Source organism: Cupriavidus sp. KK10 (assembly GCF_018223725.1).
In the GTDB taxonomy this organism is placed as follows: Bacteria; Pseudomonadota; Gammaproteobacteria; order Burkholderiales; family Burkholderiaceae; genus Cupriavidus; species Cupriavidus necator.
In genome coordinates, this window is sequence record NZ_CP073677.1 from 3,148,770 (window position 1) to 3,168,579 (window position 19,810).

Consider the following 19,810-nt stretch of genomic DNA (forward strand, 5'->3'; position numbering starts at 1 on the left):
AGTCAGCCAGCGGGTAAAATGCGCGCATGAAAAAAATCGCAGTCAAGGCAGGCGGCGCCGTACTGGCGCTGGCTGCAGCCGGTGCCTTGCTTGCCGGCTTTGCCGCGGTGGTAAGCCTGCGGCAGCTTCCCCCAGTCGACGCCCTGCGCGACTACCGGCCCGACGTGCCCCTGCGGATCTACACCAGCGACAACGTGCAGATCGGCGAGTTCGGCAGCGAGCACCGCGAGTTCATCCCCTTCGGGCAGATGCCGTCGCGCATGGTCCAGGCGCTGCTGGCAGCCGAGGACGACCAGTTCTACCAGCACGAGGGTGTCGACTTCCCCGGCGTGCTGCGCGCCGCGCTGGCCAACCTGGGCCAGGGCTATGCGCAGGGCGCCTCCACCATCACCATGCAGGTGGCGCGCAATTTCTACCTGTCGCGCGAAAAGACGCTCGCGCGCAAGTGGTATGAAATGCTGCTGGCCTGGCGCATCGACCAGACCCTGCCCAAGGACCGCATCCTTGAGCTGTATATGAACCAGGTCTACCTGGGCGAGCATGCCTACGGCTTCGGCAGCGCCGCGCATGCGTACTTCGGCAAACCGCTGGCGTCGTTGTCGCTGGCCGAGACGGCCATGCTGGCGGGGCTGCCCAAGGCCCCCTCGTCCATCAACCCGGTGATCAACTTCCCGCGCGCCAAGCGGCGCCAGGAATATGTGCTGGGCCGCATGCTGGCGCTGGGCATGATCAGCCAGGACGACTACCGCGAGGCCCGCGCCGCGCGCCTGGCGATCTCCGACGATAGCCCCGGCAGCTTTGCCGGGCATGCCGAGTACGTGGCCGAACTCGCGCGCCAGCTGGCGCGCGAGCGCTTTGGCGACGAGGCTTACACGCGCGGGCTGAACGTCTACACCACGGTGTCGTCGGTGCGCCAGACGCTGGCTTACGATGCAGTGCACGGCGGGCTGGAAGGCTACGCGCGGCGCCACCGCAAGTTCGTCAAGGACCTGTCGCAGGGTCCGCAAGCCGCGCTGGTATCGCTGGACGGCGCCACCGGCGCGATCGAGGCGATGGTGGGCGGCGCCGACTTTGCCACCAGCCGCTTCAACCATGCCACCCAGGCGCAGCGCCAGCCGGGCTCGACCTTCAAGCCCTTCGTCTATGCGGCGGCGCTGGAGCGCGGCGTGTCGCCCCGCACGCTGATCAACGACGCGCCGCTGCCCAATGGTTCGCGCTGGCAGCCGACCAATGACGACGGGCGCTTTGTCGGCCCCATCACCGTGCGCCAGGCGCTGGCCGAATCGCGCAACCTGCCGGCGATCCGCACGCTGCAGGCGATCGGCATCCCGTACGCGGTGGAGTTCGCCAGCCGCTTCGGCTTCGCGCCCAGACGGCTGCCGCGCTACCTGCCGCTGGCACTGGGCACCGGCACCACTTCGCCGCTGCGCCTGGCCGCGGCCTATGGAGTCTTTGCCAACGGCGGCCACCGCATCGAGCCCTACCTGATCGCGCGCATCACCGACAGCGAAGGCAAGGTGCTGTTCTCTGCCGAGCCGGGCAACGCCACGGACGGCCCGGCCCCGCCGCGCGTGATCAGCGCGCGCAACGCCTTCGTCATGGACAGCCTGCTGCGCAGCGTGGTCGACGACGGCACCGGTGCCGGCGTGCGCCGCTACCTGCGCCGCGACGACGTGGCCGGCAAGACCGGCACCACCAACGATTCGGTCGACGGCTGGTTCGCGGGCTACGCCGGCGGCGTCGTCACGGTGGCGTGGATGGGCTACGACGACAACCGCAGCCTGGGCGAGCATGAATTCGGCGCCACCACCGCGCTGCCGGTGTGGGCTGCCTATATGGAGGGCCGCCTCGCGGGCGTGCCCGTGCCTGCGGCCGAAGCGCCCGCCGGCGTGGTCCGCGTGAGCGACGACTGGATGTACGCCGAGTATGCCGATGGCAGCCACGGCATCGCTGCCATTGGCTTCCCGCCACCGGCACCCGCGGCGGCGCCGGCGGTCGATCCGGTCGCCAGCAACCTCGGCGGGCCCGCGGCCGCGGCACCGGCTGGCTCCGCACCGACGCCCGTCACCAGCGAGGCGATTGGCCTGCCGGCCCCCGGCGCTGCCACGCCGGCTGCCCCCGCAGGCGCCAGCCTGTAGACTTCGGGGTTTCCACTGTCCCGATCCCGATGTCCAGCCACACCCCGCTGCTGATCTGGTCGGTCGCCGCGCTGACCACGGCCGGCGTCCTGTTCCGCCCGTTCCGCCTGCCCGAAGCCTTCTGGGCCGCCGCCGGCGCCCTGCTGCTGTGCGTCACCGGCCTGATGGCGCTGCCCGACGCGCTGGCGGCGGTGCTGCGCGGCTACGACGTGTACCTGTTTCTCGCGGGCATGATGCTGATCTCCGAGCTGGCCCGCAAGACCGGGCTGTTCGACCATGTCGCCGCGGTCGCCGTGCGCCGGGCGCGCGGCTCGGCGCCGCGGCTGTTTCTGCTGGTGTACGGCTTCGGCACGCTGGTGACGGCATTCATGTCCAACGACGCCACCGCCGTGGTGCTGACGCCCGCGGTGCTGGCCGCCACCCGCGCCGCGCGGGTCCGGCATCCGCTGCCCTACCTGTACGCGTGCGCCTTCATCGCCAATGCCGCCAGCTTCGTGCTGCCGATCTCCAACCCGGCCAACCTGGTCATCTTCGGCACACGCATGCCGCCGCTGGCGGGCTGGCTGGCGAGCTTCGCGCTGCCGTCGCTGGTTGCGGTGCTGGCCACGCTTGCAGCGCTGTGGTGGACGCAGCGCGCGGCGCTGGCCGAGCCCATCGAACATGACGTGCCGGTGCCGCCGCTGTCGCCGCAGGCCCGGCTGACCGCGCTGGGCATCGTGCTGACCGGCCTGATCCTGCTGGTGGCCTCGCTGCGCGGCAACGACCTGGGCTGGCCGACCTGCGCGGCGGGCGTGGCCACGCTGCTGCTGGTCTGCGCCACCCGGCGCGACCTGCTGGTGCCGGCGCTGCGCGAGGTGTCATGGGGGGTGTTGCCGATGGTGGCGGGGCTGTTCGTGCTGGTAGCGGCGCTGGAGCAGACCGTGGTGATCGGCCACCTGGCCGATGCCGTCGCAGCGGCGTCGCGCGACGGCGGCGCGCTGGCCCTGCTGGGCGTGGGCGCGGTGGTGGCACTGGCGGGCAATATCGCCAACAACCTGCCGGCAGGCCTGATCGCCGCCTCGGCGCTGGCGGGCGGACATGCCTCGCACGCCGTGACCGGTGCAGTGCTGATCGGCATTGACCTTGGCCCCAACCTGTCCGTCACCGGCTCGCTGGCCACGTTGCTGTGGCTCACGGCGCTGCGGCGCGAAGGGCATATGGTCAGCGCCGGCCAGTTCCTGCGCGTGGGGGCCGTGATCATGCCGGCAGCGATGCTGCCAGCATTGGCGCTTTTGCTGCTTTAGAACCCGTTTCAGAATGAAAATGGGGACGCGTTCAAGCCAGGCGCGGCGCAGGCTAGGCGCGGGCCGCCGGCCTTGGTCATTCCAAGGTCAAGGCCCGTAACAACGCATGCGCCGCGCCTGGCTTGAACCCAAAGGGAAGGCTGCTGCCGGGCCCCTTTTTCATTCTGAAACGGGTTCTTAAGCCGCTGACTCAGCTGGTGGCGGCGTCGTTGGCCGCGGGGGTGCTGGCGGCCTGCAGCAGGGGCCGGCGCAGGCCGGTCGCGCCATGGCGCACGGCACTGGCGTGGTGTTCCGCCACGCCCGTTTCCACCGGCGTGGCCGGCAGCGGCACTGTGACCACATGGAGCAGCATGAGGCTGCTGCACGGAAAGGCAATCGGCATGATTACGTTTTTCCCGACAAAGAGTCTGGCCGCGCGCTGCAGCGGCCGGGTGCCGGCGGCTTTATGGCGGGCTGCCTGACACTTGCGTTGTGCAGACATTATGTGCGCTTGTCGGCGTTGTGCGGAGCGGGCTTTAGCGATGTCATGAACTATTCACGGAGCAACGCCGGCTTGTGGCGTAATCGGCTCACCGCGCCGCATCCTGCCACGCCCCGCGCGGGTTGTGAGGCCACGGCATCTGCCATATAGTGAATCCGGCACACCCGCTGCGCAGTCATCCATCCCACCACGCATAACCATGACCAGCAAGGACGCGGCGCACCGCGCGAAGGACAGCAACGCCGGCGAAGATGCCGGCCACCCCCACGGCCACAGCGCCTCGGGCCGCATCCGCGCACGGCTGGAGGCCGCGCAGGAGCGCTTCCACGCCAACGACAATATTGCGCACTACATCGAGCCGGGCGAGATGGAGCAGCTGCAGGCCGAAGTGCAGGCGCGCCTGGAAGACGTGCTGCGCGCGCTGGTGATCGACGTCGACAACGACCACAACACCCAGGAAACCGCGCGCCGCGTCGCCAAGATGTACCTGAAGGAGATCTTCGCCGGCCGCTACGCCAAGGCTCCGCCGGTGACGGAGTTCCCCAACGTCGGCCAGCTCAACGAATTGATGATCGTCGGCCCGCTGCGCGTGCGCAGTGCCTGCTCGCATCACCTGTGTCCGATCATCGGAAAGCTGTGGGTAGGGGTGATGCCGAACCAGCATTCCAACCTGATCGGCCTGTCCAAGTACGCGCGGCTGGCCGAATGGATCATGTGCCGGCCGCAGATCCAGGAAGAGGCGGTGGCACAGGTCGCCGACCTGCTGCAGGAAAAGATGAATCCCGACGGCCTGGCCATCGTGATGGAGGCCGAGCACTTCTGCATGCACTGGCGCGGCGTGCGCGACACCGATGCCAAGATGACCAACAGCGTGATGCGCGGCTCGTTCCTGAAGGACGACAGCCTGCGCCGCGAGTTCCTCACGCTGCTGAACCACAACCGCGGCTAGGCCGCACGCCCCGCCACCCACCAGCCGCCACAACCGAGCGCCACGACCATGCTAGTCCGCCTGCTCTATGCCAGCCGTGCCCGCCAGGCCATCGACGCCGCCCTGCTCGACGCCATCCTGGCCGCCAGCCTGGAACGCAATCCGCGCCACGGCATCACCGGGGTGCTGTGCCACGGCAACGGCATCTTCCTGCAGGCGCTCGAAGGCGACCGCCAGGACGTGTCACAACTGTTCCAGGCGATCGCACGCGACCCGCGCCACCACGACGTGACCCTGCTGCATTTCGAGGAAACCTGCACGCGCGACTTTGCCGGCTGGGCGATGGGCCAGGTCAATGCGGCGCGCATCAACACCGCCACCCTGCTCAAGTTCTCGGCGCGGGCCGAACTGGACCCGTACCGCACCTGCGGTGCGGCGTCGCTGGCATTGCTCAAGGAGCTGATCGCCGGCGCGTCAGTCGTGTCGCGCACCGGCGAACGCGGACGGCACTGAGCCGCGCCGCCAGGGCCTGCGGCGCGCTTCTGTCACCAGGGCTAGGCCGTCACCTGGCCGAACAGGCCGCACTCCAGGTCACTCTCGAATTCCTCGACCCAGACCGAATCGGGGCCGGCCTCATAGACACTGGTCTTGTCCGTGCCCACCCGGCGCACGCTGACGCGCCGCACCCCGGCCTCGCGGCTTTCCTCGAGAATCTCGAACATCTCGGCCGCCAGCCCGACATGCCTGCATACCTGCAGGACCTGTTGCTGCTCGTCGGCGGGAAATTCGGTGAACGGTCTCGTTGCCATGGCATCCTCCGTCAAGGTTGAGATCGCCGCTTGCGCGCAGCGCTAACGCGCGTGGTGCCCATGCACCACGCCTGGAAAAGACATGCCGCGGCCGTCAGCCGGCGGCACATCCGCGCGCCCGCCGCACTACGGGGCGGCGGGCCGCAAACCCTCCTGGGAGGTAGTTGTTCGGACTCGGCGGACTCAGCTCTTGCGCTGGGTCACTGCCACGAACGGGGCCGGTGCGTGCTGGACGGACTGGCTGCCGCAGTTCGGGCAGTTCGGATGGGCAGAGGCGTGTTCTGCGAGATGCTCGGTTTTCTCGAACATATGGCCGCACTTCTCGCAGCGGTATTGGTAGACGGGCATGGCGTTCCCCAACGCGGTGCACGCGCCGCGGGGCGCGTGTCAGCTTCATTCTAGGACAGCGGTCCGCGCCCCGATGCGTGAAAGTTCGCGCTGCCGGAGCCGGCGCGCTGCGCGCACGCGGCGATGTCACCGCGAATCCACTTTCTCTCGCCGCGCTCCTGCCGCCACTGCATGAATGCGTCTTCCGCCGCGCATTGACATCAGGCAAATAGCTGGTCGCGCTCGCCGCGGAACAAGCGCCGCAATGCTGCGCAAACCCAGGTCAAGCATCGCGGCATGGCGCCATTCAATTGGCAGGTCACGCATTTCCCGAACTGGCCGTGTCCATGCCCGCCTCAAGCAAGTTCCCTGAACTAGCAGAATTACGATTCAAGGGGTGGCGGAACATAGCCAGAATTTCGGATTTGTGGTGGCGCAATCGCCCAGTGCAACCGGCGTGGACCGGTTGCCACCCATCCGGAAATAGCTATGTACGACGGAGTCTTGCGTGTCGCCCTGGCGGACGACCACCCGCTGGTCGTGGCCGCCCTGCGCGACTGCCTGCAGCGCAGCGGCAGTGTCCAGATCAGCTGTGAATGCCGCAACGGCACCGAGTTGCTCGGCGCGCTGGACCAGCATCCCGCCGATATCGCCATCACCGATTTCTGCATGGGCCACGGCGATACCTCGCTGGACGGCTTCAACCTGCTGGGCCGCCTGGCGCGCCGCCATCCGCTGACGCGCGTGGTGGTGATCAGCGCCCAGTCCAATCCCGCCATCATCCGCCGCGCCATGAAGCTTGGGGCGCGCGCCTTGGCCAGCAAGGAAGACCACCTGGAGGAGGTCGTGCGCGCCTGCATCCACGTCGCATCCGGCGGCAGCTGCTTCTATTCGCCCGCGGTGCACGCCATCCTGCAACACTCCACGCTGGCCGGCGCACCGGCCACCGAACTGACGCAGCGCGAACTGGAAGTGATCCGGCTCTATGCGCAAGGCCTGCAGCTGACCGACATCGCCGGCAAGCTCGGCCGCTCGGTCAGCACCATCTCAAGCCAGAAGACCGTAGCCATGCGCAAACTGGGGGTGCAGACCAATACCGGGCTGATCCGCTACGCCTATGAAAACCGCCTGATCTGACACGGCCGGACCCGCCGATGCAGCAAACCGTCGACCGAACCCGTGAGACCCTGGCTAGCGCCTTCGATGCGCTTGCCCGCAACGCGCGCCGCCAGCAACACCTGTATTCGGTGACCATCGCGGTGCTGATCGCCATCGTGCTGTTCTCCGGCTTGCTGCTTGCCGGCCTGGCAACGGAACAGCACCTTGACTACCGCCGCAGCGACGTCTCGCGGTACGCCAGTTCGGTCTCGCAGTTGCTGCATAACGAGTCCTCGTTCCTGCGGCGCACCGTGCTGAGCATCCGCCACAACCTCGATGCGCCCGCACCGGAGCCGTCGCGCGATGCCGCCTTCGGGGCCTTCCGGCGCACCGGCACCGCGAGTCTCCACGTCGATGCCGTGCGCAAGGACTATCATCTGCTTGCCACCGAGGCAACGCGGCAGGGCTGGGGGGCCGGGCTGCCGGCGCAGTTCGTGCGGCTGCGGCAGATTGCCCTGGCTGCGGTGGCCACGCAGCAGGCGTTCGATCTCGACCACGGGGCCTACGCGGTCGCGCTGGACGAAGACAGCGCCGTGGTCATCAGCCAGCCCGAGGCCGGCGCGCGCGCATCGCTCGCGCTCGACCCGACGCTGATCCCGCGGCTGCGCACATGGCTGACCCAGGCGCTGCTGGAGCGCAGCGGCCACACCGTGCCGGCGCGCGACCAGCAGGTCTGGTTGGGTCCGCTGCGCCACCCGGTGGACGACGCCCCTGTCATGGTGCTGGCCGGCGCCGCCTATGCCGGCGACACGCCCACCATGCTGGTGGCCACCTGCGTGCCCCTCCAGGCGTTCCTGGCTGAATTGCAGCGCGCGGATGATCCGGCGCTGCTGGCGCTGCTCAATCCAGCCGGCGAGATCATCGATGTATCGCCACGCGACTGGCCGGCAGCCAGCGTCCACGATGTGGCGGCCGGCGCGCGCCTGCTCTCGCACGGCACGCTCGATGTCACGCCATCGGGTGTGCGGCTGGTGCAGGCGCTGCCGGCCGGCTTCGGGCGGCTGGTCTACCACCTGCCGTACCGCATGCTGGGTGCGGCGCTGGCAGCGGAGCTGGCCGTGATCGCCGGCGCCATGCTGCTGCTGACCGGCGCCATCGGGCTGGCCGCGCGCTACTGGAGCCGGCACCTGCTGCGGCGCACGCACGCCGAAGCCTCGCGCGCGCTGGAAAGCGAGCTGATGAACCACGTGCTGGTCAATGCCACGCCGGTCGGCCTGTGCATCGTGCGCCAGCACGACTACGCCGTCCTGACGTCGAACCCGCTGGCCGGCGTGCTGCTGCAGTGGCAGCCGCATGGGCGCCTGCCCGATGCGATAGCGGAGGCGTTCAAACGACACCCGTGCGGTGGCGACAGCGGGCACGCCTCCATTTCCAGCTTTACCGTCGCGGCACCGCCGTGCGCGCCGGCAGATGAGCCACCCGGCCCCGGCGACGCCGGACAGCGCTTCCTGCAAATCACCTACGCACCGGCGCGCTACCGCGAGGAAGCGGTGCTGTTCTGCGCCGTGCAGGACTGCACCGCGCAGCAGGCACTGCAAGAGCAGCTGCGCTCCGCCCAGCAGGCCACCGAGGCAATGATGCGCGCACGCTCGACCTTCTTCGCCGCGATGAGCCACGAGATCCGTACGCCGCTGAACGCATTGCTGGGCAACCTGGAACTGCTCGCGCGCGGCAGCGGCCTGGCAGCACACGCGCCCCGGCTCAGGGCGCTGGACACCGCCGCCGAGGCGCTGCGCCGGATCGTCAACGATGTGCTGGACTTTTCCAAGATCGATGCCGGCAAGCTCAGGCTGGTCAACGCGCCCTTCCGCCCCGTCGAGGCGCTGGAGAGCGTGGCGCTGACCCATGCGCCGATGGTGGCCGGCCGTCCCATCCGCTTTCACCTGCAGCTGTCGCCATCGCTGGATGCGGAGGTCACAGGCGACCGCATGCGCCTGGTGCAGGTGTTCAACAACCTGCTGAGCAACGCCTTCAAGTTCACCGTCAGCGGCCGCATCACCGTAAGCGGCGAGCTGCGCCAGGACCACCACGGCACGCAGCGGCTGGTCTGCCGCGTCAGCGATTCCGGCATCGGCATGCCGCCGTCGCTGGCGGCGCGCGTATTCCAGCCGTTCGCGCAGGGCGATGCCGCGACCGCCAGCCGCTATGGCGGCACTGGCCTGGGCTTGTCGATCTGCGCCCGGCTGTGCGAGCTGATGGGCGGCAGCATCAGCGTGGACAGCGTGCCGGACGTGGGCAGCGCGTTCACGGTCTCGGTGCCGCTTCCGCCGGCCGCTGGCACGCAGCGGCCGCTTGTCCCGGCCGCCGCGGCGCAGTGTGGCGACGTGATCGTGCTGTGCCAGGACCTGCGCACCGGCGAGGCCCTCGCTGCGTGGCTCACTACGGCAGGCTGGCGTGCCGATGTGCTGGCATCGCAGGCGGCCGCGCTGGCGTCCTTCCAGGTCAAGCTGCCACGCGTCATCGTCGCCACGGAAGAGCACCCCCTGGCGGCACTGGCCGGCCTGCGCGATGCGGCAAAGGTGCCGCTTGTGTGGGTGACGCCGGAGGGCCCGCATCGGCCACGCCAGTGCGCCCCCGGCATCCTCGAAGTCACGGCCTACAGCCACCGCGCGCTGATCGACTGCGTGGCCCAGGCGGCCGAGGGCGCCACGCCGGCGCTTGCGCCGGCCGACGGCAACACGCTGGCGGTGCAGGCACTCGCGGCACCGGCCGCGGCGCCGCTGACGATCCTTGTCGCCGAGGACAATCCGCTGAACCAGACCCTGATCGCCGAACAGCTGCAGGCACTTGGCTGCAACCCGATCGTTGCAGGCAACGGCAGGCAGGCATTGGCGGCACTGGAGAGCGCGCACATCGACGCGGTGCTGACCGATATCCATATGCCAGTCATGGACGGCCACGCGCTGCTGCGCGCGGTGCGCGCGCAGCAGCCCGACATGCCGGTACTGGCCTTCAGCGCATTCACTAGCAGCGAGCCGTCCGCAGACTGGCGCCTGCGCGGCTTTTCCGGCTTTGTCGCCAAGCCTGCGTCGTTGCAGGACCTGCAGGCGTGCTTGCATGGCTGCAACGACGCAGGCATGCCGCGGCCCCGCCCCCTGGCACCAATGACGATCCGGCTGCGGCTTCGCAGGCCGAAGCCGCTGATCGCCGCCGCTATGAAGCCATGCTGCGCCGGCAACTGCAGCAGGACTTGCCAGCGTTGGCGCACATCATTGCGCAGCAGGACCTGCCGGCATTGCGGCACTGGGTCCATGCCGCGGCCGGCGCCTTCATGATCGTGCGCCGCCAGCCCATCGTCGAGGCGTGCCTGGCACTGGAAACACTGTGTGACGCCGCGCAGGCGTGGACCCCGGCCGCCGCAGCCGCGGCCGAAGCCCTGCATGAGCGGCTGCGCGGCTACGTGCAGGCAGCCGCAGCCGCGGGATAGTGCGCCCCGCGCGCTGCGCCTTACCACAATTAGCGGATTTGCGAGCATCGCCACGCGGGACGATAATGGCAATGCTGCGCCGTGGCCGTCCTGGCCGTGCCTGACCGATGCTGGCGCGGCATTGTCTTCAATGTCTCTCCCCATGCAGCCAGAACAAGGCCTTCCCCAGCCACAGCGGATCTGGGCGATCCTCACTGTTTTCTTCGGCCTGATCATGGCCGTGCTCGATGGCTCGATCGCCAACATCGCCCTGCCGTCGATCTCGCGCGAGCTGCAGGCCGATCCGTCCAGCACGATCTGGGTGGTCAACGCTTACCAGCTGACAGTGACCGTGTGCCTGCTGCCGCTCTCGTCGCTGGGGGACATCCTTGGCTACAAGCGCGTGTACCGGGCGGGGCTGGCCACCTTCCTGCTGGGCTCGCTGCTGTGCGCGCTGGCGGTCAACCTGCCGATGCTGGTGGCCGCGCGCGTGCTGCAGGGCATCGGTGGCGCCGGCATCATGAGCGTCAATACGGCGCTGGTGCGCTTTATCTACCCGCCCACGCGCCTGGGCCGCGGCATCGGGCTGAACGCGCTGGTGGTCGGCGTGACCATCGCCGTGGGCCCGTCGCTGGGCGCGCTGATCCTGGCGGTCGCCAGCTGGCAATGGCTGTTCGCGGTCAACGTGCCGGTGGCCATCGTCGCGCTGGTGCTGAGCCGCACTTCGCTGCCGGCGACGCCGCCGCAGCCGCGCGAGTTCGACTACCCCAGCGCGCTGCTGTCGGCGCTGGTGTTCGGCATGTTCATCCTCAGCGTCGATGTCGTGGGCCATGCCGGATGGCGCATGGCAGGCGCTGCGGGCATGGGCGTGGCCGTGGTGCTGGGTTGGCTGCTGGTGCGGCGCCAGCACGGTCGCGCCGCGCCGCTGGTGCCGGTGGACCTGTTTGCCAGCCGCGCCTTCAGGCTGGCGGTGGGCACCTCGTTCTGCTCCTTCATGACGCAGATGCTGGCCTTTATCGCGCTGCCGTTCTATCTCGAATACCAGCTCGGCCGCTCCCTGCAGGAGACCGGCCTGCTGATCACGCCCTGGCCACTGATGGTGGCCGTGATGGCCACGGTGTCGGGCCGGCTGTCGGACCGCTATCCGGCCAGCATCCTGGCCGGCATCGGGCTGGCCATGCTGACGGGCGGACTGGTCGGGCTGGCCACGCTGGGCCCGAACGCCGGCAGCCTGGACATCGTCTGGCGCATGGCGATGTGCGGCACGGGCTTCGGCTTCTTCCAGTCCCCCAACAACCGCGCCATGATCGGCGCCACGCCGCCTGAGCGCAGCGGCGGCGCCAGCGGCGCGCAGGCGACCACACGGCTGCTGGGGCAGACCACCGGCACCGCGGTGGTGGCGCTGCTGTTCAGCCTGGCGCCGACCGGCGCGGCGCGTATTGCGCTGTATCTGGCGGCAGTGGTGGCGGCGCTGGGAGCCTTGATCAGCCTGAGCCGCTTGCGCGATGCCAGCGGCGCGGAGCCTGCGCGGGGGGCGGTGGAGCCGGACGCGTAAGTCTTTGCGCACCGATGACCGACTCGACCCCGACGGTTTGCTCCCCTCTCCCGCCTGCGGGAGAGGGGCAGGGGGTGAGGGCAGGCACAGGCATACCGACACAAAGCACTTCTTCGACACTCCCGGCCCTCACCCCAACCCTCTCCCGCAAGCGGGAGAGGGAGCACACCATCGGGATGCGAAAGCCCCACACCAACTCCGTCCTTACTCCGCCTTCGCCCCCGACTCCTTCACCACCCTCGCCCACTTCGCGATTTCCTGCCGCTGATAAGAAGCCAGTTTCTCCGGCGTGCCAAGGATCGGATCCAGCCCCAGCGTCTTCAGCTTCGCCTGCACATCGGGCAGCGTGAAGATGCGGTTGAGTTCGGTGTTGAGCCTGGCCACCACGTCCTTCGGCGTATTGGCCGGCGCGAACACGGCGAACCATGAATCGGCTTCAAAGCCCGGCAAGCCCTGCTCGGCCAGCGTCGGGATATCCGGTGCCGAGGCCGAGCGCTTCGCGCTGGTAATGCCCAGCGCGCGCAGCTTGCCCTCGCGCACCACGGGCAAGGCCGACGGCAGGTTGTCGAACATCATGGTGATATGGCCGCCAAGCAGGTCGGGGATGGCCATGGCGCGGCCTTTGTAGGGCACGTGCGTGATCTTGACCCCGGCCATCGAATTGAACATTTCCCCGGCCACGTGCGGCGAGGTACCGACGCCCGGAGTGCCGAAGGTCAGGCCGCCCGGCCTGGACTTTGCCAGCGCGATCAACTCGGCCACGCTTTTTGCCGGCACGCCGGGATTGACCACCAGCACGTTCGGCGTCGAGGCGATCAGGATCACGGGGGCGAAGTCCTTGACCATGTCGTACGGCATCTTGCTGTACAGCGCGCCGTTGATCGAGTGCGTGCCGACCGTGCCCAGCGCCAGCGTATAGCCGTCGGCCGGCGCGTGCGCCACAGCTTCGGCGCCGATATTGCCGCCCGCGCCCGGCTTGTTGTCCACCACCACCGGCTGGCCCCATGCGGGCGAGATCTTTTCCGAGACGATGCGCGCCAGCGTGTCGGGCGCGCCGCCGCTGGGGAAGCCGACCACAATCCGGATCGGCCTGGCGGGATAGCCTTGTGCCAGCGCGGGGGCCGCGCTCACCAGGGCGGATGCGGCGAGCACTGCCGCGGCAACGGTACCGAAACGCATGGATTCTCCTCCTGTTGCCGGCGGCTGCATGGCCGCCCGCATTGTGAAGACGGCGGCCAATGCCGCCGCCGGAACCTGCCAGGACTACTCGTGCCTTCAGACCGCGATGCCGCCGAACTCCTGCATCACCTTGTCATGCAGGCGGCGCATGCCGCGCAGCCAGCGGTCGTAGTCCTGGCCCTTGCGGCGATAGTACTCAAGCACCTCCGGGTGCGGCAAGATCAGGAAGCGCTCGTCGGCCACGCCTTCCAGCGTCACCGCGGCGACGTGCTCGGCGGTGACCGAGCCTTCCTGCAGGAAACCCTTGCGCTCGCCCTTCTCGCCGAACAGCATGTTGGTCTGCACGCCCTGCGGGCAGATGCAGCTGACCTTGATGCCGCGGTCGCCGTAGGTGATCGACAGCCACTCGGCAAAGCCGATGGCGGCGTGCTTGGTCACCGCATACGGCGCCGAGCCGATCTGCGACAGCAGGCCCGCGGCGGACACCGTATTGATGAAGTAGCCGTCGCCGCGCTCCAGCATCTGCGGCAGCACCGCCCTGGCCGCGTGGATATGCGCCATCACGTTGATTCCCCAGATGCGCTGCCAGTCGTCGGCGCTCGCCTCCAGCCCCTTGCGCAGGATGATGCCGGCGTTGGAACAGAAGATATCGACCTGGCCAAAGCGGCGCGTGGCCTCGTCGGCCAGGCCCTGCACCGCGGCGGCATCGGCCACGTCGACCGGCTGGGCGAACACCTCGCACGCAGGCGCCGCGGCCTGGACTTCGGCGGCAACTGCGGCGGCGCCCGCCGCGTTCAGGTCGGCCACGGCCACGCCGCGCGCGCCGGCCTGCGCAAAGGCCAGCGCCAGCGCGCGCCCGATGCCGGTGGCCGCGCCAGTCACCACGACGGTCTTGTTGCGTACTTCCATGGGTTGTCTCCTCGTTGAATTCGGATGCTTGCGTCAGCCGTTGGACGCGTCGGCCCGGGTGCATGGGCCAGGCTCAGGCTGCGCGGAGGCAAAGCGGGCGGTCGCACGCGCGCCGCCCGGCTGCCACAGCCGCGCCTGCAAGGTCTCTGCAAGGTCGCGCACGCGCGGGCCCAGGTTGCTTTCCAGGATCTCGGACGACAGCCGTGTCGCGGCCCCGCCGATATTCAGCGCCAGCACCTCGCTGCTGCCCGCCAGGCGCAGCGGCGCGGCGGCGCCGCTGACGGTGCGGTCCCACTCGGCGTGCGCCACGCAGAAGCCGCGCCGTGCGTGGTCGCGCAGCGCACGGTCGATGCCGGTGCGCACGCCGGGCCAGCGCGTGCCGTAGTGGCGCGCCAGTTCGGCCAGCGCGGCCTCGCGGTGATCGGCATCCAGCCCCGCCAGCCAGGCGCGGCCGATCGCCGAGGTGGCCATCGGCAGGCGCGCGCCCGGCGCCAGCCGGATCACCAGCGCCCCGCGCGGCTGGCAGCTTTCCAGGTAGACCATGGCGTGCCGGTCCGGCATGGCCAGTGCCACCGTGCAATCGGTGGTAAACGCCAGTGACTGCATCAGCGGCTGCGCGATCTCGCGGATGCCGGCGCCGCCTACATAGCGGTGGCCCAGCACCATCGCGCCCTGCCCCAACCGGTACTTCTCAGTGGCTTCGATGTAGGTGAGATAGCCGAGCGTGGCCAGCGTGTAGGTCAGCCGCGACACAGTCGGGCGCGGGATGCCGGTGCGCCGCGACAGCTCGGCATTGCCCAGGTAATCGTCCTGCGGCCCGAAGGCGCGCAACAGCTCCATGCCGCGTGCCAGCGCCGTGACGAAGTTGCGGTCGTCGGCGCAGGCATGGCCCGCCTGCGCGTCGGCCGGCACCAGGATATGTGCGGCATCGGGCGGCGGGGTTGGAATGGTGGTGGTGCGTTTCATGGGCAGGCGGCCGGGAAGAGAACATTGATAGCAGCAACGGGGCTGCCCAGGGGCCGCTATGTAGGGAAATCATGTGCGCGAGAGACGGCGTTTATGGATACGAATCAGCAGGCTAGCGCGACTTTTGCCGTCAACAACAGGAGCAAAGAACTGCAGACATGTCCCAATAGAATCAATAGGTTACCGAACGTTTTGAAGAGCAGAAGGATTGCACGCCGCTGCCCTTCTGATTTTGACTACGATGCCGCCCTGCCACTCTTACGGACCAGGCTGGCCGCCGATACTGTATATATATACAGTATCGGTAATATGACGCGTCAGTCGCAACGTCATTCGGCCCCAATCGTCGTTACCGGAACCCAGCGGCCACCCTTGACCTGATAGAGCGTCGAGGTCGGATGCTTCAAGTCGCCGTTCGCATCGAAGGCAATCCTCCCCGTGATGCCTTCGTATTGCGTTGCCTGGAGCGCCGACATGAACTCGACTGGCTTCGCGGACTTTGCCTGCTTCATCGCGTTGATAGCTACCCACGCGGCGTCGTATGCAAAGGGCGCATAGATGAGGCTGTCGGTGCGGAAGCGTTTCTTGAATTTCTGCATGAAGACCTTGCCTTGCGGCAGCGTTTCGATTGGGCGCCCATATTCCCAGGCCATCGCGCCCTCCGCGGCCGGACCAGCGACATTTAGAAAGATGCTGTCGGCGATGCCCCCGCTCCCGACGAACTGGGTGCGCATCCCGAGCTCCCTCATCCGCTTCGTGATGAGCGCCGCCTGGTTGTCCAGGCCGGCGAAGAACAGGAGGTCGGCGTTGGCGGCCCTGATATTCGTGAGCTGCGCGCTGAACTCGACCGCCTTGTCGTTGGTGTATTCAGCTATCGCGATTTTGCCGCCGGCAGCGGCGACGGCTTTCTTGAACTCGTCCACTGCCCCCTGGCCGAATGCGGTTCGGTCATCCATCACGGCAATGCGCTGCCCCTTCATGACTTTAACCGCGTACCTCCCAGCGTTACCGGAGTTTTGCGTATCGGTCGCAATGATGCGGAAGACGGTATTCAGCCCTTGATGCGTGATGGTCGGATTGGTCGCGGCCGGATGGATCACCGGGACGCCTGCCCTGGCGAAAATTGGCGCGGACGGGAGGGCGACGCCTGAGTTGTAATACCCGACAACTACGGTCACCCCGTCGTCGACAAGTTTCTGCGCGACCTGAACGCCGATGCGCGGGTCACTTTGGTCGTCCACCGAATCGAGCTCGAAGCGGACGTCCTGGCCGTCCAGCTTGATGCGCTGCGAATTGGCTTCCTCGACAGCGAGGCGAACACCGCTCTCCATATCCTTGCCATGGGCTGCATTGATTCCGGTAAGAGGGCTGGAAACGCCGATCTTGACAACCTGTTGCCCATAAGACTGGCTGCAAGCGACGCATAGCAACAAGGCGCTCAGGCCAGGAACGAGCAACCGTCGAGCAACACTGATCATTTGTTCAACTCCAGCGACCAGGTGAATCGGCGAGGCGCTTGTGCAGCGAACCTTGCACGAACCGAGCCCATCCAGTTTTGTGACAAGAGCCGCCCTCCCATGCTGTCCAATAGCTCAGTTCTCCTCAATGTGACACAGGATACGATGTGCCAGGCGAAGGTGGGGCCGATCTATCATTGCATTTCCTAACCTGGCCACACCCGAGGCGCCGACCCTTGAGAACGCCTCGACCACCTGGCTGGCCCAGCGTATCTCCTCTTCCTGCGGCAAGAACGCCTGATTGATGGCTTCAATATGAGAAGGATGCGCTGCAGCCTTGGCCGAAAATCCGTCTCGCTTCGCCTGCGCGGCTTCTTCTCCGATCTGCACCGGGTCGGTCAGGCGTGTGCTGACAGCATCGATGGCGTCGATACCCGCCTGGGCCGCCGCCATCAGGCACATGGTACGAGCCACGGAAAACGGCGCACTCAGCTCCTTGCCGATATGCGGTGAGAATGCGCCAAGGTCGGCCGCAAGGTCATCCACGCCCCACATCAGCGCACGCAGGCGCATGGGCGCATTGCGATACGACGACAGTCCGAACACACCTTCGGACGATTCGGTTGCCATCGCGATGATAGAGACCTTCCAGCCATCATCCAATAGCGCACATTCAAAAGCCGCGAGGAAGTCGCAGAGGCGGTGCACGTCATCGACACTACGGCACTTCGGCAGCACAATCGCGCTGGGCCGGTGCGGGATCACGGCCGCAAGGTCGCGCAGGATATGGCCGGACGCCAGACCATTGACACGCACCAGCAAAGCCGAGTGCATCGAGCTGCGGTGCTGTTCGAGGAAGCCGACCAGCCGGGACCGTGCGTCGTCCTTTCCTTGTTCGGGCACGGCATCCTCGAGGTCGAACACCAGGCCATCCGCAGTTGACTTCAGCGAGGCCGCAAGCTTCCGGTCACTGTCTACGGGAACGAAAAGGAGCGAGCGCAAGCGCTCTGGCAAGTTGTCATGCATGGTCGTGTTGCTGCACTGGACTCCCGTCCCGTACGAAAGGCGGACGGACTACTTTCGCAGAGATCCAGTTGTTGTAGACATCAACACTCACATACGAGCCGAACTTGATGTCGGGGGAAATCAGCGCCAAAGCGATGGCGAATCGAAGTGTCGGACTATACGTACCGCTGGTGACCTTCCCGATCACCTCTCCATGGTGATTCGTCACTGGGCTTTGCGTGCGGGCTACCGCGGCGCCCTCAAAGGCGAGTCCGACGAACTTCCGGGTCTGGCGGCGAGTGCATAGCGCTGCCTTGCCGACAAATTCGCGCTCCGACCCAAGATCGACACTCCAGCCTAAACCCGCATCGAAGGGCGAGGTCTGTGGATCCATGTCCCGCCCGTTCAGGTGCATGCCCGCCTCGAGCCGAAGGGTCTCCCATGCGTCCAGGCCTGTTGCATGGATGCCAGCCGACCTCAGCATGTCCCACACTTGAGCAGCATGCTTTGCCAGCATGATCAATTCGAAACCATCCTCGCCGGTTTTCCCCGTTCGCGCCAACATCAATTCGCCCACTGCAGCGTCGTGAACGGTGATGGAATTGAACGGCCTTACCTTTTCAGCGGGGTGCGTTGATGGAATCGCTCGAAACACCCTTTCCCGAGCATTGGGACCCTGCACTGCGATAATTGCCAGCGGCTCTGCATCGCCCGTAATCAGATCCTGGCGTCGCGGGACAAGAGTCACCGAGCTGTTCATGGCAACGATCTGCGAGCGGATCCATTGAATGTCGCCGCTTGCGGTGTGCGCGTTCAAGACGATGCGGAAGTACTCATCGTCCAGGTAGTAAACAACGAGGTCATCGATCACACCGCCTTCGTTGTTAAGCATGCACGAATAAAGTGCCTTGCCCTGCGTCTTAAGTTTGCCGATGTCGTTGGCAAGAAGCTTGCCAAGAAACATTCGAACATCCGTCCCGTGTATGTCGACCACACACATGTGCGAAAGGTCGAACATACCGGCATCCGCGCGTACGGTGTGGTGCTCTTCGATCTGAGAACCATAGGCGGTCGGCAGCTCCCAGCCACCAACATCGGCCATACGAGCATGGAAGAAACGGTGACGCTCATACAGTGGAGTGCGCAGCGTGGGCGAGATCGTCTGGCTCATCAGCATGTCGAAGTCAGTAGTTGGTGCATGCCGCCGGTCATCGTCCCGGCGGCCGGCGTTCGTGGCTGGGCGCATGACCAAACAGCGCGCGGTATGCCTTGCTGAAATGGCACGGCGAATGGAATCCGCACACGGTCGTCACACGGGCGATTGACGCGTTGGTCGTGCGCAGCAGGTCGCGCGCGCGCTTCAGGCGCAGGGTAAGGTAATAGTGCGTCGGCGACACATTCAGATAGAGCTTGAACATCCGCTGCAGATGCCGCTGCGACAGCCGCACGAGCCGCGCCAGTTCATCGAGCGATAGCGGTTCCTCAATATTCGCCTCCATCAGCCGCACCACCTCGATCAGCTCCGCGCGCGAGAGGCCAACCCGCGCATCGACGGGGATCGGCTGCGGATCGGTCGCGCTGCGGATCCGCTCGAGAATGAACTGTTCAGAGACCTGCGTGGCAAGCTGCCGGCCGAAGCGCAGACCGACGAGATTCAGCATCATGTCGATCGGCGCGGTGCCGCCCGTGCAGGTAAGCCGGTCGCGGTCGATGACGAACAGTTCGTCGGCGAAATGCACCAGCGGAAACTCGCCGTGCAGCGCGGACCGGTTCTCCCAATGCACGGCGCAGCGGTATCCGTCGAGCAGCCTGCTCGCCATCAGCGCATAGGCACCCGTGCAGATGCCGCCGAGCGGAATATCCTGCCCGGCGAGTCGGCCAAGCACCGCACGCGTGCCGTCGTCGAAAACGTCGCGGATGCGAATCCCGCCGCAGACGATCATCACGTCCGGCAGTCTCGTCCCATCCAATGCGCGCGTCGGCCGTACCACGATGCCGTTGCTCGCGTGCACCGGCGCGCCGTCTGGCGAATAGACCGACCACGTGTAATGCTCGGCGCGCCCGACATAGTTCGCCATGCGCAGCACTTCCACCGCGCTCGAGAACGCGATCATGGAGAACTCAGGCAGCGCCAGGAAGCCGAAATGCGCGAGGGACGACATTGAAGGTGAAGCGCTGTCAGCTGGTACGGCGGCAACGGACCTCACAT

Annotated in this window: 18 protein-coding genes; 8 read left to right on the forward strand and 10 right to left on the reverse strand. The window is 67.2% G+C overall.

What is annotated here, in order from left to right; genetic code table 11:
• Positions 1–26 precede the first annotated feature (26 nt).
• Positions 27–2,138: a penicillin-binding protein 1A gene (locus KB879_RS14895; protein ID WP_211981911.1), complete on the forward strand. Its 2,112-nt coding sequence runs from the start codon at positions 27–29 to the stop codon at positions 2,136–2,138.
• A gap of 29 nt (positions 2,139–2,167) precedes the next feature.
• Positions 2,168–3,421: an arsenic transporter gene (locus tag KB879_RS14900; RefSeq protein ID WP_211981913.1), complete on the forward strand. Its 1,254-nt coding sequence runs from the start codon at positions 2,168–2,170 to the stop codon at positions 3,419–3,421.
• Positions 3,422–3,611: 190 nt separating this feature from the next.
• Here KB879_RS14900 and KB879_RS14905 read toward each other — a convergent pair whose 3' ends face one another.
• Positions 3,612–3,803 (reverse strand): hypothetical protein, encoded by a 192-nt coding sequence (locus KB879_RS14905; protein ID WP_041228694.1) that lies wholly within the window; start codon positions 3,801–3,803, stop codon positions 3,612–3,614.
• A gap of 298 nt (positions 3,804–4,101) precedes the next feature.
• On the opposite strand from KB879_RS14905, the gene folE reads away from it, so the two are divergent.
• Positions 4,102–4,851, forward strand: a complete 750-nt coding sequence (gene folE / locus KB879_RS14910) for a GTP cyclohydrolase I (protein WP_211981914.1) — start codon at positions 4,102–4,104, stop codon at positions 4,849–4,851.
• A gap of 48 nt (positions 4,852–4,899) precedes the next feature.
• Positions 4,900–5,343 (forward strand): BLUF domain-containing protein, encoded by a 444-nt coding sequence (locus KB879_RS14915; protein ID WP_013953572.1) that lies wholly within the window; start codon positions 4,900–4,902, stop codon positions 5,341–5,343.
• Between the two features lie 41 nt (positions 5,344–5,384).
• On the opposite strand, the gene KB879_RS14920 is transcribed toward KB879_RS14915, so the two are convergent.
• Entirely contained in the window at positions 5,385–5,639 is a 255-nt protein-coding gene (locus KB879_RS14920; RefSeq protein WP_013953573.1) for a hypothetical protein, read from the reverse strand.
• 183 nt (positions 5,640–5,822) lie between these two features.
• Positions 5,823–5,987, reverse strand: a complete 165-nt coding sequence (locus tag KB879_RS14925) for a zinc ribbon domain-containing protein (protein ID WP_010812787.1) — start codon at positions 5,985–5,987, stop codon at positions 5,823–5,825.
• Between the two features lie 468 nt (positions 5,988–6,455).
• Here KB879_RS14925 and KB879_RS14930 point away from each other — a divergent pair, with 468 nt between their 5' ends.
• The 4 genes from KB879_RS14930 to KB879_RS14940 all read left to right on the forward strand — a co-directional run bounded on the left by KB879_RS14930 (position 6,456) and on the right by KB879_RS14940 (position 12,085).
• Entirely contained in the window at positions 6,456–7,103 is a 648-nt protein-coding gene (locus tag KB879_RS14930; RefSeq protein ID WP_211981916.1) for a response regulator transcription factor, read from the forward strand.
• A 17-nt stretch (positions 7,104–7,120) separates the two neighbouring features.
• Complete coding sequence (locus KB879_RS14935) at positions 7,121–10,399, forward strand: ATP-binding protein (RefSeq protein WP_249221311.1); 3,279 nt, start codon at positions 7,121–7,123, stop codon at positions 10,397–10,399.
• Positions 10,288–10,551 (forward strand): Hpt domain-containing protein, encoded by a 264-nt coding sequence (locus KB879_RS39380; protein ID WP_249221312.1) that lies wholly within the window; start codon positions 10,288–10,290, stop codon positions 10,549–10,551. The genes KB879_RS14935 and KB879_RS39380 overlap by 112 nt, the downstream gene beginning before the upstream one ends.
• A gap of 142 nt (positions 10,552–10,693) precedes the next feature.
• The gene (locus tag KB879_RS14940; RefSeq protein ID WP_211981918.1) at positions 10,694–12,085 is read left to right on the forward strand and encodes an MFS transporter; all 1,392 of its coding nucleotides are present in this window, start codon (positions 10,694–10,696) and stop codon (positions 12,083–12,085) included.
• Positions 12,086–12,289: 204 nt separating this feature from the next.
• Here KB879_RS14940 and KB879_RS14945 read toward each other — a convergent pair whose 3' ends face one another.
• From KB879_RS14945 to KB879_RS14975, 7 genes are all read right to left on the reverse strand, one after another.
• Complete coding sequence (locus KB879_RS14945) at positions 12,290–13,264, reverse strand: tripartite tricarboxylate transporter substrate binding protein (RefSeq protein WP_211981921.1); 975 nt, start codon at positions 13,262–13,264, stop codon at positions 12,290–12,292.
• Positions 13,265–13,360: 96 nt separating this feature from the next.
• Complete coding sequence (locus KB879_RS14950) at positions 13,361–14,173, reverse strand: SDR family oxidoreductase (protein WP_211981923.1); 813 nt, start codon at positions 14,171–14,173, stop codon at positions 13,361–13,363.
• A 33-nt stretch (positions 14,174–14,206) separates the two neighbouring features.
• A complete protein-coding gene (locus KB879_RS14955; RefSeq protein WP_211981925.1) occupies positions 14,207–15,139 on the reverse strand; it encodes an IclR family transcriptional regulator in 933 nt (310 codons plus the stop codon).
• Between the two features lie 329 nt (positions 15,140–15,468).
• Positions 15,469–16,617 (reverse strand): branched-chain amino acid ABC transporter substrate-binding protein, encoded by a 1,149-nt coding sequence (locus KB879_RS14960; protein ID WP_211981927.1) that lies wholly within the window; start codon positions 16,615–16,617, stop codon positions 15,469–15,471.
• A gap of 114 nt (positions 16,618–16,731) precedes the next feature.
• Entirely contained in the window at positions 16,732–17,622 is an 891-nt protein-coding gene (locus KB879_RS14965; RefSeq protein WP_211981929.1) for a CoA ester lyase, read from the reverse strand.
• Positions 17,615–18,772, reverse strand: coding sequence for a glycine cleavage system aminomethyltransferase GcvT (gene gcvT, locus KB879_RS14970; protein WP_211981931.1), 1,158 nt, complete (start codon positions 18,770–18,772; stop codon positions 17,615–17,617). Before gcvT ends, KB879_RS14965 begins: the two co-directional genes overlap by 8 nt.
• A 37-nt stretch (positions 18,773–18,809) precedes the next feature.
• Positions 18,810–19,808 (reverse strand): GlxA family transcriptional regulator, encoded by a 999-nt coding sequence (locus KB879_RS14975; RefSeq protein WP_189374532.1) that lies wholly within the window; start codon positions 19,806–19,808, stop codon positions 18,810–18,812.
• Between the last annotated feature and the right edge of the window lie 2 nt (positions 19,809–19,810).